Annotated in this window: 15 protein-coding genes, 1 tRNA gene and 1 pseudogene; 8 read left to right on the top strand and 9 right to left on the bottom strand. The window is 59.3% G+C overall.

The genetic code is table 11. The features are described from left to right. The first annotated feature begins 15 nt into the window (after nucleotides 1–15). Together K2Q04_RS14975 and K2Q04_RS14970 are read left to right on the top strand one after the other, a co-directional pair. Nucleotides 16–1,554 carry a Ppx/GppA family phosphatase gene (locus K2Q04_RS14975; RefSeq protein ID WP_291165381.1) on the top strand — a complete coding sequence of 513 codons (1,539 nt, stop codon included), beginning with the start codon at nucleotides 16–18 and terminating at the stop codon, nucleotides 1,552–1,554. Between the two features lie 77 nt (nucleotides 1,555–1,631). Then, nucleotides 1,632–2,549 (top strand): DnaJ C-terminal domain-containing protein, encoded by a 918-nt coding sequence (locus K2Q04_RS14970; RefSeq protein ID WP_291165538.1) that lies wholly within the window; start codon nucleotides 1,632–1,634, stop codon nucleotides 2,547–2,549. 178 nt (nucleotides 2,550–2,727) lie between these two features. Here the strand turns inward: K2Q04_RS14970 and rnd are convergent, their stop codons facing one another. Next, complete coding sequence (gene rnd, locus K2Q04_RS14965) at nucleotides 2,728–3,882, bottom strand: ribonuclease D (protein WP_291165379.1); 1,155 nt, start codon at nucleotides 3,880–3,882, stop codon at nucleotides 2,728–2,730. A gap of 262 nt (nucleotides 3,883–4,144) precedes the next feature. Between rnd and aspS the strand changes: the two genes are divergently transcribed. Further along, entirely contained in the window at nucleotides 4,145–5,941 is a 1,797-nt protein-coding gene (gene aspS / locus K2Q04_RS14960; protein ID WP_291165536.1) for an aspartate--tRNA ligase, read from the top strand. Nucleotides 5,942–6,029: 88 nt separating this feature from the next. On the opposite strand, the gene K2Q04_RS14955 is transcribed toward aspS, so the two are convergent. Next, a complete protein-coding gene (locus tag K2Q04_RS14955) occupies nucleotides 6,030–6,320 on the bottom strand; it encodes a hypothetical protein (RefSeq protein WP_291165377.1) in 291 nt (96 codons plus the stop codon). A gap of 201 nt (nucleotides 6,321–6,521) precedes the next feature. Here K2Q04_RS14955 and K2Q04_RS14950 point away from each other — a divergent pair, with 201 nt between their 5' ends. From K2Q04_RS14950 to K2Q04_RS14940, 3 genes are all read left to right on the top strand, one after another. Next, nucleotides 6,522–7,445 carry a ketopantoate reductase family protein gene (locus K2Q04_RS14950; protein ID WP_291165375.1) on the top strand — a complete coding sequence of 308 codons (924 nt, stop codon included), beginning with the start codon at nucleotides 6,522–6,524 and terminating at the stop codon, nucleotides 7,443–7,445. Nucleotides 7,446–7,545: 100 nt separating this feature from the next. Next, on the top strand, nucleotides 7,546–8,058 hold the full coding sequence (locus tag K2Q04_RS14945) for a thioredoxin family protein (protein WP_291165373.1): 513 nt from the start codon (nucleotides 7,546–7,548) through the stop codon (nucleotides 8,056–8,058). 69 nt (nucleotides 8,059–8,127) lie between these two features. Further along, nucleotides 8,128–8,214, top strand: a tRNA-Leu gene (locus K2Q04_RS14940). Nucleotides 8,215–8,407: 193 nt separating this feature from the next. Here K2Q04_RS14940 and K2Q04_RS14935 read toward each other — a convergent pair. Further along, nucleotides 8,408–8,761, bottom strand: coding sequence for a carboxymuconolactone decarboxylase family protein (locus K2Q04_RS14935; protein ID WP_291165370.1), 354 nt, complete (start codon nucleotides 8,759–8,761; stop codon nucleotides 8,408–8,410). 65 nt (nucleotides 8,762–8,826) lie between these two features. On the opposite strand from K2Q04_RS14935, the gene K2Q04_RS14930 reads away from it, so the two are divergent. Then, entirely contained in the window at nucleotides 8,827–9,141 is a 315-nt protein-coding gene (locus K2Q04_RS14930; protein ID WP_291165367.1) for a metalloregulator ArsR/SmtB family transcription factor, read from the top strand. 412 nt (nucleotides 9,142–9,553) lie between these two features. On the opposite strand, the gene K2Q04_RS14925 is transcribed toward K2Q04_RS14930, so the two are convergent. The 5 genes from K2Q04_RS14925 to K2Q04_RS14905 form a co-directional block, all read right to left on the bottom strand. Further along, nucleotides 9,554–10,387, bottom strand: a complete 834-nt coding sequence (locus K2Q04_RS14925) for a c-type cytochrome (protein WP_291165364.1) — start codon at nucleotides 10,385–10,387, stop codon at nucleotides 9,554–9,556. Nucleotides 10,388–10,390: 3 nt separating this feature from the next. After that, entirely contained in the window at nucleotides 10,391–12,019 is a 1,629-nt protein-coding gene (locus K2Q04_RS14920) for a cbb3-type cytochrome c oxidase subunit I (protein WP_291165361.1), read from the bottom strand. Next, nucleotides 12,003–12,542: a cytochrome C oxidase subunit II gene (locus tag K2Q04_RS14915; protein ID WP_291165358.1), complete on the bottom strand. Its 540-nt coding sequence runs from the start codon at nucleotides 12,540–12,542 to the stop codon at nucleotides 12,003–12,005. The genes K2Q04_RS14920 and K2Q04_RS14915 overlap by 17 nt, the downstream gene beginning before the upstream one ends. A 9-nt stretch (nucleotides 12,543–12,551) precedes the next feature. Continuing rightward, nucleotides 12,552–12,752, bottom strand: a complete 201-nt coding sequence (locus tag K2Q04_RS14910) for a hypothetical protein (RefSeq protein WP_291165356.1) — start codon at nucleotides 12,750–12,752, stop codon at nucleotides 12,552–12,554. Between the two features lie 1,240 nt (nucleotides 12,753–13,992). Further along, nucleotides 13,993–14,250: a hypothetical protein gene (locus K2Q04_RS14905; protein WP_291165353.1), complete on the bottom strand. Its 258-nt coding sequence runs from the start codon at nucleotides 14,248–14,250 to the stop codon at nucleotides 13,993–13,995. 411 nt (nucleotides 14,251–14,661) lie between these two features. On the opposite strand from K2Q04_RS14905, the gene K2Q04_RS14900 reads away from it, so the two are divergent. Further along, on the top strand, nucleotides 14,662–14,976 hold the full coding sequence (locus K2Q04_RS14900) for a hypothetical protein (RefSeq protein ID WP_291165351.1): 315 nt from the start codon (nucleotides 14,662–14,664) through the stop codon (nucleotides 14,974–14,976). A gap of 53 nt (nucleotides 14,977–15,029) precedes the next feature. Here K2Q04_RS14900 and K2Q04_RS14895 read toward each other — a convergent pair. After that, nucleotides 15,030–15,491, bottom strand: a pseudogene (locus K2Q04_RS14895) (glutaminase); the annotation flags it as partial. Nucleotides 15,492–15,498 lie beyond the last annotated feature (7 nt).

Here is a 15,498-nt window from a genome sequence, read left to right as displayed (position 1 = left end):
GCCGGGAGTTCAATTTTGACACGTTGGAAAGAACTCTCGGGCGCAAACGAGCGTACCGCGGAAATGGAACCTATCGGCGTTGTCGATATCGGTTCCAACTCGGTTCGTCTCGTCGTCTATGAAGGTGCGGTTCGTGCGCCGACGCCTGTCTTCAATGAAAAAATTCTGTGCGGTCTCGGCCGCTCGGTCGCATCCACCGGCAGCCTTGGCGTTGAGGCCGTTGACCGGGCGCTGGCGGCGCTCTCGCGTTTCAGGATCATTGCGAAGATTCTGAGCGTCAAGAATCTCAAGGTCATCGCCACGGCCGCGGTTCGCGATGCGCAGAACGGCCGCGACTTCATCGAGCAGGGCGAGCGGGCCATCGGCACCAGGATCGAAGTTCTGTCCGGCGATGTGGAAGCGCGCCTCGCAGCCCAAGGCATCATGATGGGCTTCGTCGATCCGGACGGCGTCGTCGGCGACCTCGGAGGCGGCAGCCTCGAACTGATCGATCTCGCGCAGGAGCGCTTGAAGGAGGCTGCAACACTGCCTCTCGGCGGTTTGCGCCTGATCGACACGACCGGCAACAAGATCGAGCGTGCGACTGACGTCATCGATGCCGCCATCGCAAGCCTTCCCTGGGTTCGAAACGGCGCTGGCCGCACGTTCTATGCCGTCGGCGGCACGTGGCGTTCGCTTGCCAAGCTTCAAATGGATCGCGTCGATTATCCGCTGCGGGTGATGCAGGGATACAAGTTGACGACGCGGGAAGCGCTCGACCTCTGCGAGCAGTTTCGCAAAGCCAAAAAGCCTCTCGATATTCCAGGCATCGCCGGAGTCGCCAAAGCGCGTCGCGAAGTCCTGCCGTTCGGCGCGCTCGTCTTGGAGCGGCTGTTGCGCCAGATGGAGCCGCGCCAGATTGTCTTCTCCGTCTTCGGAATTCGCGAAGGACTGATTTACGGTCTCCTGCCGCCCATCGAGAAAGCGCGCGATCCGTTGATCAGCTTCTGCGAAGATTACGCCGCCCTGCGGTCGCGATCCGTCGCCCATGCCTTTGAACTCTGCGACTGGACCGACCAGCTCTTCGCCGACCCGGCGCAAGAAGAAACGGCAGATGAGCGCCGCCTCCGGCACGCCGCATGCCTTCTGTCCGATGTCGGCTGGCGAGCCCATCCCGACTATCGCGGCGAGCAAAGCGTCAACACGATCGCCCATGCGGGTCTGGGCGGCGTCGATCACCCGGGCCGCATCTTTCTCGCCCTCTCCGTTTTCCACCGCCATGAGACGTCAGAGGAGGAGGGCGGCGGCCAGCTCTCCGACCGGCTCCGCAGCCTGGTCTCCAAACGCGTTCAGCGGCGGGCGCGGATCGTTGGCGCAGCGATCAGGACTGCCCATATGCTTTCAATCGGCATGGCCGGCGTTATCGACCAAACGTCGCTCAGCTACGAAAACGGCACGCTTGTCTTGACGATACCGGCGGCCTACGCAGCACTGGACGGGGAAAGGCTGCGACGCCGATTCGAGACACTTGCGGCTTTGGTCGGCAAAAGGCCGGAAATCCGTATTACCGGTTGAGAGGCAGTAAGCCTCGCTTGCAACGCAGCATTTTCTGATAGTCTGTAACAAAAGTTCCCAGGATGAAGACAGCCTCCATGGCGGAAGATCTTTACGACATTCTCGGCGTCTCGCGGGGAGCCACAGAGGATGAAATACGCAGCGCGTTTCGTAAGGCGGCCAAAGCAAATCATCCGGACGTCAACCCCAACGCCGGGGCCGCTGAACGATTTAAGAAAATCAACGCCGCCAACGATATCTTGAGCGACCCCGAAAAGCGCCGCCAGTACGACGCCGGCGAGATAGATGCCAAGGGCGACCCGCGCCGGCCACAGTGGAACCGGGCGGGAGGCGCCCAGCGAGGTCCGTTCTCAGCGAGGGGGTTCGAGGGCCGCCCCGGAGCCACCGGATTTGATGATTTCAGCTTTTCCGACATCTTTTCTGATGTCTTCGGCGCGGGTGGAGGCGGTCGGCGGACCAGCCATGGGCACCGCGGGCAGGATCTGCGCTACTCGCTGGAGGTCGATTTTCTCGAAGCCGTACTCGGCGCCAAAAAGCGCGTGACGCTGCCGGACGGCGGTGTGCTCGACCTCGCCGTGCCGGAAGGTGTGACTGACGGCCAAACGCTGCGGCTGAAGGGCAAGGGCACACCCGGAGGGCCGGGCTCGGAGCCCGGAGATGCTCTTGTCGAAATAAAGATACGCCAGCATCCGGACTTCAAGCGCGACGGCGACGACATTCTGCTCGATCTGCCGATTACCATTGACGAAGCGGTCCTCGGCGGCCGGGTCGAAGTCCCGACCCCGACGGGCCGGGTCCAGCTCAACGTTCCGAAGGGCACAAGCTCGGGAAAGACCTTCCGCCTCAAAGGCAAGGGCGTTCGCGGCAAAAACGGCGTACACGGCGATCAGCGCGTGACGGTCAAGATCGTCCTGCCGCAGGACATCGACGACAGTCTCTCATACTTCTTTTCCGAATGGCGTCAGAAGCACGCCTATGACCCGGGTAGAAAGTAGAAACACCCTCACGTCATCCTCGAACATGCGAGCTCGCGAGCTTGTTCGGGGATCCAGCGTAAGAAGGGCCGAAGGCTCGATATAGCGTCTTCAACAAGTTTTGCGCTGGATTCTCGGTCTTCGGTACGCCTCCGGCGTACTCGACCGAGAATGACGAAAGACCGCGCGCCCGAAAAATCTATCTTGCGGCAGGCACCGCGCGAACTTCGCCATCGACCAGCGTCAACGCCAGCTCGCCACGCTTGAGCTTCAGCGCGGCATCGCCGAACAGCGTCCGTCGCCAGCCTTGAAGCGCCAGGATGTTCGCCTCATCGGACGTAGCAAGCTGTTCGAGATCGTCGCTGTCGGCGATGATGCGAGGCGCGACGCCGTGTTCAGCGGCGGCGGCCTTGAGAAGCACTTTCAGCAGTTCGAGTGTTGCGCTGGCTTCAGCCGACAGCGCCTCGTTCCGTTCGATTTGCGGCAACGTCTTGGGATCGCGCGCGAGACCGGCCTTGACGACGTCGACGATTTCTTTCGCCCGCTGCGATCGTGCGAACCCGTCCGAAAGCGTCCGGAGTTGACCGAGTGAATCCGCGCTCGCCGGAAGCTGGTTGGCGATGTCGTACAACGCGTCGTCCCGGAGCACGCGCCCGCGCGGCACATCGAGCGATTGCGCCAGGCGCTCCCGCCAAGCCGCAAGTTCAATAAGCACCGCAAGCGATTTCCGCCCTTTGACCCGAAGCTTGAGGCGTTGCCAGGCATTTTCGGGCTTCGCATCGTACGTGGCGGGGCTCGTGAGAACTTCCATCTCTTCCTGCAGCCACGGCGTACGGCCGGTCTTTTCGAGCGTCTGTTTCAGGCGCCGATAGACGTCTCTGAGATGCGTCACATCCGCGAGCGCATAGTCGAGCTGCTTGTCCGAAAGCGGCCGGCGGCTCCAATCGGTGAAGCGCGAGCTTTTGTCGAGATCGATGGACGTCGTCTTCTTGACGAGGTTCACATAGCTGATGCTGTCGCCATAACCGCAGACCATCGCCGCGACCTGCGTGTCGAACACCGGCGTCGGCACGATCTCCGCCTTCAGGAAGATAATTTCGATATCCTGGCGGGCGGCGTGGAACACCTTGACGACCGAGGCGTCAGCCATCAGCTGATAGAATGGCGTCAGGTCCAGACCTGGGCTGAGCGGGTCGACGACGGCTTCGGCCTCGGGGCCCGCGAGCTGGATGAGGCACAGCAATGGCCAGAACGTCTGCTCACGCAGAAATTCGGTGTCAACAGCAACATATTCGCTTTTGGCCAGCACTTCACAAAGTGCCGCCAGCTCTGACGTGGTCGTGATCATTCGCATCAGGGCAGCCCTATAGCGCATGGTCCGGAAGTTGTCGCCATTAGTTCGGTGCTGGAGGTAGGGCGTTTTTTCGCAAGGGGTTTCCGGTAGCCGCCGCGACGGCCCGCTGTACCGAAGGTCTGGGCCCCGAGGGAGGCCCCCGGGACATTCCTCAGTTAACGTGTAGGGTGCTAACCTTGACTTTCGAACGGCCGCATGCGCTTTTCCGCGGCGATTTTCACCCACATCGATCAAAGGGTTTCCGGCCATGGCCGAGGCTAAGCTGCATCGTTATCGCTCGCACACATGCGGCGCTCTGAGGAAAACCGACGTCGGCTCGCACGTGCGGCTTTCCGGCTGGGTGCATCGCGTCCGCGACCACGGCGGCGTCCTCTTCATCGATCTCCGCGACCATTACGGATTGACGCAGGTCGTCGCAGACCCCGACAGCCCCGCCTTCAAGGTCGCGGAAACGTTGCGGTCGGAATGGGTCGTGCGCATCGACGGCAAGGTGCGCGACCGGCCCGAAGGCACAGTAAATTCGGAGCTCCCGACGGGAGAAATCGAGCTTTACGCAACCGAGATCGAAGTCCTCTCGGCAGCGAAGGAATTGCCGGTTCCGGTCTTCGGCGAGCCTGAGTATCCCGAGGATCTGCGCCTGCAATATCGCTTCCTCGATCTTCGCCGCGAGACGCTGCACGCCATCATCATGAAGCGGCTCGAGATCACGCGATCGATCCGCCGGCGCATGCACGACGAAGGCTTCAACGAATTCCCGACGCCGATTTTGACGGCGTCGAGCCCCGAAGGCGCACGCGACTTCCTGGTGCCGAGCCGCATCCATGCCGGCAAATTCTACGCACTGCCGCAGGCTCCTCAGCAGTATAAGCAACTTTTGATGGTGTCGGGCTTCGACCGCTATTTCCAGATCGCACCGTGCTTCCGCGATGAAGACCCGCGCGCCGACCGGCTGCCGGGCGAATTCTATCAGCTCGACGTCGAGATGAGCTTCGTCGAGCAGGAAGACGTCTTCGCGACGATGGAACCGGTCATCACCGGCCTCTTCGAAGAATTTGCGGAAGGAAAGCCCGTGACGAAGGGCTGGCCGCGCATTCCCTACGACACAGCCATCGCCAAGTACGGCTCCGACAAGCCGGATCTGCGCAACCCGATCGAGATGGCAGACGTCACCGAGCACTTCCGCGGTTCGGGCTTCAAGGTCTTCGCGGGCATGATCGAGAAAGACCCGAAAGTGCGCGTCTGGGCCGTCCCCGCGCCGACGGGGGGCAGCCGCGCGTTCTGCGATCGCATGAACTCATGGGCGCAGAGCGAGGGCCAGCCGGGCCTCGGCTACATCTTCTGGCGTGAAGGCGAGGAAGGCGGCGCCGGCCCCATCGCGAAAAACATCGGTCCGGAACGCGCAACCGCGATCAAATCGCAGCTCGGCTTGAAGGAAGGAGACGCTGCGTTCTTCGTCGCCGGCAACCCGGCGAACTTCTACAAGTTCGCAGGTCTCGCACGCGACCGCGTCGGCCAAGAGCTGAAGCTCGTCGACGAGAACCAGTTCGCACTCGCATGGATCGTCGACTTCCCGTTCTACGAGTGGAACGAGGAAGAAAAGAAGATCGACTTCTCGCACAACCCGTTCTCGATGCCCCAAGGCGGCGGCGAGGCTCTCGATGCGGCGACGACGACCGAAGATCGCCTGAAGCTCAAAGCCTATCAGTACGACATCGTCTGCAACGGCTATGAGATCGCGTCGGGCGGCATCCGCAATCACAAGCCGAACGATATGATCAAGGCGTTCGGCATTGCGGGGCTCGGTCCGGAGGTTGTCGAGCAGCGCTTCGGCGGTCTCTTCCGTGCCTTCCAGTACGGCGCGCCTCCGCACGGCGGCATGGCGGCCGGCATCGAGCGCATCGTCATGCTGCTGACGGGCGGCAAAACGGTGCGTGAGGTCGCGCTGTTCCCGATGAACCAGCAAGCCGCCGATCTCTTGATGGGCGCACCGAGCGAAGCAGCCCCCAAGCAGCTTCGCGAACTCTCCATCCGCGTCGTCGCGCCGGAGAAGAAGAGCTGACGTCTCGAGCCCGATACTGATCGAAACAAAAAAATCGGCGCCATTCCACTCATGGGAAGGCGCCGATTTTTTGAGTGTGGACGGACGATTATTCCGTCGTCACGGTTGCGGCACGGGGCGCGACGACTGCGACGTAAACGGTCTTTCCGTCCTTTATCGCTGTGCCAACCCAGCGGCCGGATGCATCACGGTGAAGCGGTGAAATTGCCGTATAGCCCTGGTGAGCCAGCTGCAGACGCGCCTGCTGGGAATTGGCGGCGCTTGCAAGTTCGGCGCTAAATGCCGCCGATTTCCCGGCGTCGATCGAGGAAGCCTCTTCCGCAAGGGCCGGAAGCGCAAAGCAGGCGGTTGCCAGTCCAATTGAGATTATGCGGATCATATAAACTCCATTATGTTTCGCTGCGGAACTCTCTCTCCGCGTCCATCTTTCAAATAGGGAGCTTCCCTCCTCTCCGCCAAACAACTCACCGTGCTTGAAAACTTGCCAATCGTGAAATGATGTGATCATGGCGTTAGCCATCCCGCCACGCCGGACTTCTCGGGACATTACCGTCTAGACAGAAAGCGAGCTTAGCGATCGATGCGAATTCTCTTCCTCGGCGCCGGGGCAACCGGCGGATATTTCGGCGGCCGGCTGGCGAAGGCCGGTGCCGATGTGACGTTCCTCATTCGACCGAAACGCCGCGATCAGCTTCTGCGCGACGGCATCAAGATCGAAAGCCCCGTCGGCAATTTGGTGACGCCCGTGAAGGCGATCACGCGCGACGAGATCGGCGCTCCATTCGATGCTGTTGTACTAAGTGCCAAGTCATATGATCTGATTGAAGCGATCGAAACGATCAGGCCCGCCGTCGGCGAAAGCAGTCTGGTCTTGCCGTTGCTCAACGGCATGCAACATCTTGCTGCTCTCGATGATGCATTCGGTGCCGCACGCGTACTCGGAGGGATGTGCCAGATCAGCGTCACGCTGGACGACGACGGCACGATCCACCACTTCGGTCCGTTCGCAACGCTCACGCAGGGACCGCGACTTCCCGAACAGAAGGATGGATCAGCGAAGCTTCACGATGTTTTCGCGCAGGGCTTCGACGCGCGTCACTCAGCCGACATCATCGCCTCGATGTGGGAGAAGTGGTTTTTCATCGCAGCTCTTGCGTCGTCCACATGCCTGATGCGCGCAAGCGTCGGTGAAATCAATTGCACCGATGGAGGCCCCGAGTTCATGAGCAGCCTGGTGAACGAATGCATAGCCGTTGCCTCCGCCAACGGATACCCCCCGAAGCAGGCGATGCTCGATTTCGCGCGCACCCTGATGGGCGACCGGCATTCGAAAATTTCCGCGTCGATGCTGCGCGATATCCAACGTGGCGGGCGGATCGAGGCCGATCAGATCGTCGGAGACATAGTTCGCCGCGGCCGGGCGAGGAACGTCGCAACGCCCCTTCTCGATACGGCCTTCATTCATTTGCAAGCTTACGAAAACCAAATCCCGAAAAGCGTCTAGCTAAGTCATTGAATGGGCAGATAACCAGTCGTTAAATTCGAGCTGCCTTGCGCCCCGCCGGCAAAAGCAGCAAAAGAGCACAAGCGTTGGAGATTGAAGGATGATCCGTTCACTTGTCTGCGTCGCGCTCTTATTGGCGGCGTTGCCGTTCGCAGCCCTTGCGCGAACGCCGGAGCATGCGCGCGATTGGAATGGCGCCGAGATCAACTGGCGCGACGCCCGCTCGGGCATCTACGAAGCGTCGAAGACCCGACGTCCCGTTTTGCTGGTCTTCCACGCGACGTGGTGCTCGGTGTGCAAGCAGTTCCGGCGGGTCTTCAAAGACCCGAGGGTCGTCGAAGCCTCGCGCGATTTCGTCATGATCCTGGCCGATGTCGATCGCGAGAAAGAGCTCAACAGCGAATTCGCGACCGACGGTTCGTATGTGCCGCGCACGCTCTTCATCGATCCGGACGGCAACGTTTCCAATAAGCTTGTCGGCTCGGACCGGGAGTACCCCCATTCGTTGGACGTCGAAAAGCCCGATGAGCTCCTGGCTCTGATGAAGAAGGCTCGCAGCGTCTTCGACATGGCCCCTGCGGCGGCGCCACCGGCCAACAAGGAACCAATCTGATACCCGCGACGAATGTTTGCATTCGAGATGTTGCACTTAGCCGTCCGACTCGCCATAAGTCCGACCGGCGCGGACGTGGTGGAACCGGTAGACACACAGGACTTAAAATCCTGAGACGGTAACGTCGTGAGGGTTCGAGTCCCTCCGTCCGCACCACCGCGAAATTCCAGGATAAATTGCGTTTGGTCGAGTGTTCCGCTCCTGCGGAAACAAGGTTGTCGTTAGGACACGCTGTTAGGACAAACGTAGCCAAATCGTTCCAAGTGTCCACACCATCGACGGCTCGGGCATGACGATGAAGGCCATAAAAAACACTAGATCCACGGCCCGCCAAACATAACAGGATTACTCACGCGCTTTGCTCCTCGGCAAATTGATCGTAGGCGCGTAACGCATCGGCCGCATACATCAGAGCCGGGCCGCCGCCCATGTAGACGCACATCATTAGCAATTCCACGATCTCGGCACGCGTCGTCCCAAGTCCCTTCAGCGCCTTGACATGAAACCCGATGCAGCCGTCGCACCGTTGCGTAACGCCGATGGCCAGCGCCACCAACTCCTTGCTTTTTTTGTCGAGCGCGCCTTCCGCACCCGCTGCCTTAGCCAGTGCGTAAAACGCCGCCATGCCCTCAGGCGCAGCTTTCCTCAGCTCCCCCGCGTACTTCGAAATGCCGCCGGTAATAGCCTTATAGTCCTTATCCATGTCTTGTCTTCCTTATTTTATATATTTATGATATTATCAAAATATGAATTGTCAAGGAGTGCCGCATGGCAACCACCATCCAGATGGAAAGGCACGCCGAGCAGGCTGCTGCCTTCCTCGCTGCGCTGGCGAGTCCGCACCGCATGAAAATCCTTTGCCAACTTTCGGATGGAGAGAAATGCGTCAGCGACCTCATCGCCGCGACCGGCATTCCGCAAACCTCAATGTCCCAACACCTTGCCAAGCTCAAGAAGGAAGGCATCGTCGTTTTTCGCCGCGAGCACCGGACACTCCTCTACGCCATCGTCAATCCACTGGCCTCGGCGATAATGGTCCTACTCAGCGACCACTACTGCAAACCACGAAAGAAACATCCATGACCTCGGCCCTCCAAACCATCACCACGCAAAATGCCCATGATCTCGTCAAGGAAGGCAACGTCATCATGATCGATGTGCGCGAACCCTCGTAATTCGCCAGCGAACACATCGGCTGTGCGACCTCGATTCCCCCCCGCAACAGTTGGGCCGGACCTCATCAGCGTATTCCCCGCCGACGCCGACATCATTTTCCAATGCCAGCGCGGTGCACGCGGCGGCCAAGCCTAAGACCGCCGATGGCAGCTCCCGCCAAGGCTGCCAGAGCGGAGATGAATGAAGCATCCATAACGTTCTCCGCGATCGAGCTTTGGGTATTTCGATCTCATCCTTGCCCGTTGCGTTGCGTCGATGAAGAGCGCGGAGCCTCGATCCAAACCGTCATGTCAGGTTCGATGTCGAGATCGAGGTGCCGTTATGGTTTGGCCGGACGGCTGTTGCCGTAGTACATGGCCATCCCGTGCATCTCTTCGGGGCTGAGCTGCTTTGCGATCGTCCGCATGCGCGCGAACATATCGTTCCGCCGTTCGGCGCTCGCAAATTTCTTGAGTTGATCTTCCAGATAGCTCGCAGATTGTCCAAAGAGTACCGGCGCTTCTTCGGGGCCACTGCGGCTCTGACCGTGACAGGAATAGCAAGAGGGTATGCCGCGAGCAGGGGCTCCGATGTGAGCGAGTTCGACGATATTCGCCGACACAGAAGGTGAACTGCCGACCGCTTCAACAGGCTTCTGCGCCGCGAAGTAAGCAGCAACGTCTTTCGTCTGGGCTTCGGTAAGTGCCTGCGCAATCGGCGCCATGATGTCAGATGTCCGCGCCCCCGTTTGAAAATCGCGCAGCTGCTTGAAAATGGCCTCTTGGGTTTGGCCCGCGAGATTAGGGAATTGCTGAGGGTCGACCGAAACGCCCGCTTCGCCATGACAGGCCGCACAGGTATCCTTCACGATGGTACCGCCGCTTGCGGGATTGGCCGCCAAGAGGCCGAGCCTCGTTCCCTCGGACCACGTCACGCTCGAAGCGGGGGGATCTGAAGACTTTCCCGTTGCCGTCGGCGCATCTTTCCGGATTCCAATTGCTCTACAGATCGCGCCCCACGGATCGAACCGAGCTTCTTCCCGGAGTGGGAGAACGACGAGCCCGACTAACAAACTTGCGACGACGAAAGTGCCGGCTGCGATGCTGACCCAAAAACGCCAAAGCCGATCCTCTGCTCGGCGGTCAGGCGGTCCTTTATCCTGATCCGTGGACATGGGTTAGCTTCCAATGTCAACGCGGTGGACGAGGCCTGGGTACACGTCCATCAGGAAGAACTGGCCAAGGGGATAACCGTACGCGACGACCATTAAGAAAAGGACCAGCCAATTCCAGAGCGCGAAACCATTGAGCGCGTTCGGCAGTCGGGCCGGCGGATACACAGCAACCGCATAGTGCATGCGGTTATCGCCAACCGGACGCGCTCGATAGAGCGTCGCGATATTCCAGACGAAGAGCAGCGCTGAGGCGAGCATCAGATAGCCGCCGAACATAGAAACAAAAACCCAGGGCTGCCAAGGTGCGATGGCGGGATTGGCGTAGTCGAACGTCGCGATACGCCGTGGTTGGCCCAAGAGTCCGAGTACGTGCCACGGGAACGTCGTGATGATGATGCCGATGAACCAAAGCCAAAGCTGAAGCCGGAGCGGTCGAACGTCAGCTGCTTCTCGTCCGAGCAGGATGGGCCAGATCTGATAGGTGATCGCATAATACATGATCACGACCGCGCCGCCGAAGATGAGATGAAAATGCGCGGTCACCCATGACGTGTTATGGATCATCGCGTTCATGCCGTACGCCATGTTCACAACGCCGCCGAAGCCACCAAATCCAAGAAGGACGAACGATAGGCACGTGGCCAAGACCATAGGGCGATCCCACGGAAGCGCGGCGATCCAGCCGAAGAGCCCCTTACCGCCGCGCAGCCGGCCAGCGATTTCCATGGATGCACTGATTGTGAAGATCGTCAGCAACGTCGGCAGTACGACGAGCGCGGTCAGCATCGCCTGCAAAAACTTGAATGCGGTGCCGTGCTCGGGATCCATAAACAAATGGTGCATTCCAACCGGAAGCGAAAAGAGAAGCAGCAGAATGAAGCTGAGGCGTCCCATCACGTCACTGTAGAGCGGTGCGCCCGCGGCCTGCGGCGCCATCGTGTAAAACGCGATGTAGGCAGGCAGCAGCCAGAAATAGACGATCGGATGGAGTGTCCACGCAAAGAGCGTGCGCGCGAGGCCGACGTCGATCATCTGCGTCCATCCGAGAGACGCCGGAATGAGCTGAAAAATAATCTCGACCGCCACACCGCCGGTCGTCCAAAGCCAAAGGTAGGCATTTGTAACCGTGCCGAACATAGCAAGCGGCACGGGGCGGCCAGGATTGTCTCGCTTCCAAATCGCCATCGCCCAGATCATGAGCGCGACCCAGGCCCATGATCCGACAACAATGAGAAGCACGCCGAGATAATAGAAGACGCTGCCCGTCAGCGGCGGATAGAAGGTGTAGAGGACTGTCGCCTTTCCCATGACGATGGGAACGATCGCGGCCACGGTGCCGACCGCCGCGAGCCAGAAGCCAGCCCATGCGAGGCGCATGCTCGGCAGTGGCTGATCGAGCGCCGTCACCGCCACAAAGTATCCGAAGCCCATCGTGAAGAGCGTCGGCATCACGTAGCCCATAATCGTTCCGTGAGCGGAGACGGACGCGAAATAAGTCTCGGGCGTAGCGAACGGTGGATCAATACCGCTCCGAACGGTCATCTGCCAGGCGCCAAGTACGGCCGCTGCGGCAAGCGTCGCGAATGAGACGCCGATATGGGCCAAGATCAGATTTTCAACGCGGTATTTCACAGCTTGCCTTTCCGCTCGCGTCCGTCTTCCACTGCGCCCCCTCCAGAACCTTCACCAGTGCCCACATCTCGCTGTGTCCCAGCCCACAGAATTCATGACAGGGCATGAGATAGTTGCCGGCTGTGCTGAAGACGGTACGGAGTTGGGCGACATACCCGGGCACGACCATGGTGTTGGCATTGCTGCCCGCGATGAAAAATCCATGGATCACGTCCGGACTCGTGACGCGGAACGTCACTTGCTGGCCCTTCGGAACTGGAATGCATCGTGGCAGGAATTCGAATTGCGTCGCGATGATACGTACGGTTACGGAGCCGTCCGGATTGACACGGGTGCCGAGATTGCATTCTGCGAACTCGACATTTGTATTGAGCGTGGTCGGATCTATTGCTTCGACGTGACTCGGCGGATGGATCGCCATCGCGAAGCTTGATACGACGATCACCGCAATCATGATTCCTACCGCAAATGCGGCGATAGCGCCCCACCTGAGCTCAGATCGATGTATGTCCTCTTCGCTCATAATACGCCATCATTCGATCGGACCTCGCGGAATGAAAACGAGAAAGTAAAGCGCGAGGTACGCCATGACGAGAAGACCCACTGTTGTTCCCGCAAGCGCAAATGCGCCACTCGGCACCGTCTTGAGTACGCGCTCGAGTTCTTCAGCGCCGGGTTGCTCGGGAGCGCCGTTATCACTTGGCAACGTTGGTGTTGGACGGTCAGTCGACATGCACCACCTTGACCGGCGCTCTCTTAAGGAGAGGATGAACCCCTAATAGATAAGAAATCCTTCAGTGTAAGGATTCATATATTCAGATTTTAAATATCAGCGGAGGGGTGCTCCAACTCTTCTGCGAGCTTGGAAAAGTTCAGGCACTAGTCCGACCTTCCTGATTTCGCTCGATGGCGATGTCGAGAAGAGTCAGTACGGCAGCGTGACCTTCAGTGTCGTTTATATGCGTCAGCGCAGTGGCTCCGACTAACGGCCTCATTGCTGTCATGGCAAGCTCGTGCGCCAGATGAAGATCGTTCGTCAATTCGCAAGCCGCTGCCACAAGAGCGCCCAAGGCACAACGTCGCTCAGCGTTGCTGTCTGTTGGGCCGACCGAAACATCCATTGCGTCCCGCGCGAGCTCGCCCCGGCACCAACGCCGTCGGTCATCAATCAGGGCTCGGGCCCTTTCCAGGATCTGAACTTTAATCGGCTTTGACATGGCAAGTCTCCAATCTCCCCCTTCGTCGCTGAACTTAACTCCTTACGCACAGTGCTTACATCCTTCTTGTCGTCGAGCGGCGCATGGCAAAGACGCGCCTATAGACTTCGCTGGGACCAGAGAGAAAGTGAAGGTGTATGGCTCAGAAGGATATGCTCTCAGCTCGTGAGCGCCGCCTGCGTCGCAGAGCGGCGCACAAGGGTCTCGCAATTCGTAAAGCGAGCCTCGGCCAGGATCGTGGTCGATACTTGCTTATCGATCCTGACTTTGGCGGGCCAATTCGTTCCCACAGCCGCGCACACCCCTATTCGTTCTCGTTGGAAGAAGCTGAGAACTATATTGCTGAATAGAGGCGACGAAGACCGACTTGGAGTCGAGCGTCAGACCAAGTGCGGTTGCAGAAAACCTAACTGCGCGATCCACCTTGATGCTTCGCTGGGATCGGTTCTAACCGCCCCAGCCCACGCCACCCACGCCCCGTCAAGGGTCAGTAAGAGACCTGACTCAAGTGTAGGCGATGTCGGCTCCTAAACCGAAAGCCGAAACGTGATCCAGCCTCGATGTCGTTTTCTTTTCTGCGCGCGGAGAAATGGAAAGGGCGCCAGCCGGAAGAGGCAGACGCCCTGTTCACTGGAGCCCGGGGGAAAGGCGGCTATCCAGCTTGGGACCGCAATCTTACATCCATCCCGATTGACGAGAGTCACACAAATAGCGTGGCCGCTTCTTCAAGCAAAACTTCGTTGTCGAAAGCCGGGCTCATTGAAACCGCTTAGCGGCGTCTGATTGATGCTGACGCACCAGGACGCTTCGCTCACGAAGAAGATTGGACGGGGAAGAACCAGTGTGTTGGGCCATGCGCTCCCATTCCTGTTGCTCTGCGCCGGCCATATAGAGGAACGCGCTCGCGAGACTCTGGCGGAAATGCGGACGCGGAACAGCCTTGCCGAATAGGTCTTCCAAGTATTCGTCGTAGGCGCGCTTGGCTACGGCTAGGCTGTTTTCGTTGGCGATCATTGGACCTCCCCAAGGTGATGAAATCGACCAGCCCAGCAGAGCAGTTTTCGCCTGAACGTAGACCTAACGCATTACATTGCCTTCCGTTAAGTCAGGGAACACATTTGCGACTTTATCGGCTCGAAAACAGACATCGAGCACAATGCGGGGCTTCGCGATGACAACGAATGGCGGCGGCCGACCGGGGATCAGCCGCCGCAAAACTCAATAACTTGGACAAATCCACGTTCCTCCCGGTCCATGACTGCAGTATGGCCGGTATGGCGCAAGCGCCAGGCCGTGAATCGGCTCAGTCAAGCGGATGAGGCTCATAAGCCTTCGCGCCGCCTCGAAGCTTCGATCTGCAACGAATCTGCATGGGCTTTCGGCGCGCAAGAGGCATAATGGATCTTTCACATCTGCGAGGTTTCCATGCGGACGTTGCCCCTTCTTCTCCTCGTCTTCGCTTGCTTCACTTGTCCTTCAGTGCATGCCGGGCAAGACGAAATCGTCTGCATCAACCCCAAGGATGACCCACCCGGACCTGACAGCACCGTTGCGTGCTATTCCGATACAGGATGCGCGATAGCAGAATCATTCGGCGCCGAAGGCATCCGCGATTACGACACGGAAAGCGCGCCGTTCGCGTTGGCGCGCGGGAAGATAAGCGCGATCGTCACTGCCGCACCCGATCTCATCAAAATTGCCAAGGCCAACGGCGCTGTCTGCCAACCACACAAGAAATAGCGCCGCATCGAAATCGGCCGAGCGTAGGAAGCAGCCGCCGGCCCGCAAAGGAATTAGTCAAAGATAGACCAGCCGGCACGTTCCGCGATTGCTTGGAGCGCCCGGGTTCCGAGTTGGGAGTTGCCGTGTCGATCCAAGCCGGGCGACCAAACGGCGATGGAGGCATGGCCTGGAGCAACGGCCAGGATGCCGCCTCCAACCCCGCTTTTCGCTGGTAAACCCACACGAAATGCGAAATCGCCTGAAGCATCATAATGTCCACACGTAAGCATCAATGCGCAAATGCGCCGTGCTCGTTCCCTTGGGATTACGGAGTGTCCGCTTCGCATCCGTCCTCCATTGGCAAGGAACAGGCCGGCCTTTGCAAGTTGGCGACAGGTCATTGCGATGGCGCATTGATGAAAGTAGACACCGAGGGTGAGCTCGGAGTCTCTATCGAGGCAGCAACAATTGCAGAACGTCCGCGTCGACGCGCTTCTGAATGATGGCTTACGGTTGTGGAGCGATGCGGAAACGGTGAAC

Source organism: Hyphomicrobium sp., assembly GCF_019753045.1.
Taxonomy (GTDB): Bacteria; Pseudomonadota; Alphaproteobacteria; order Rhizobiales; family Hyphomicrobiaceae; genus Hyphomicrobium_B.
This window is presented reverse-complemented; position numbering and strand designations above follow the sequence as displayed.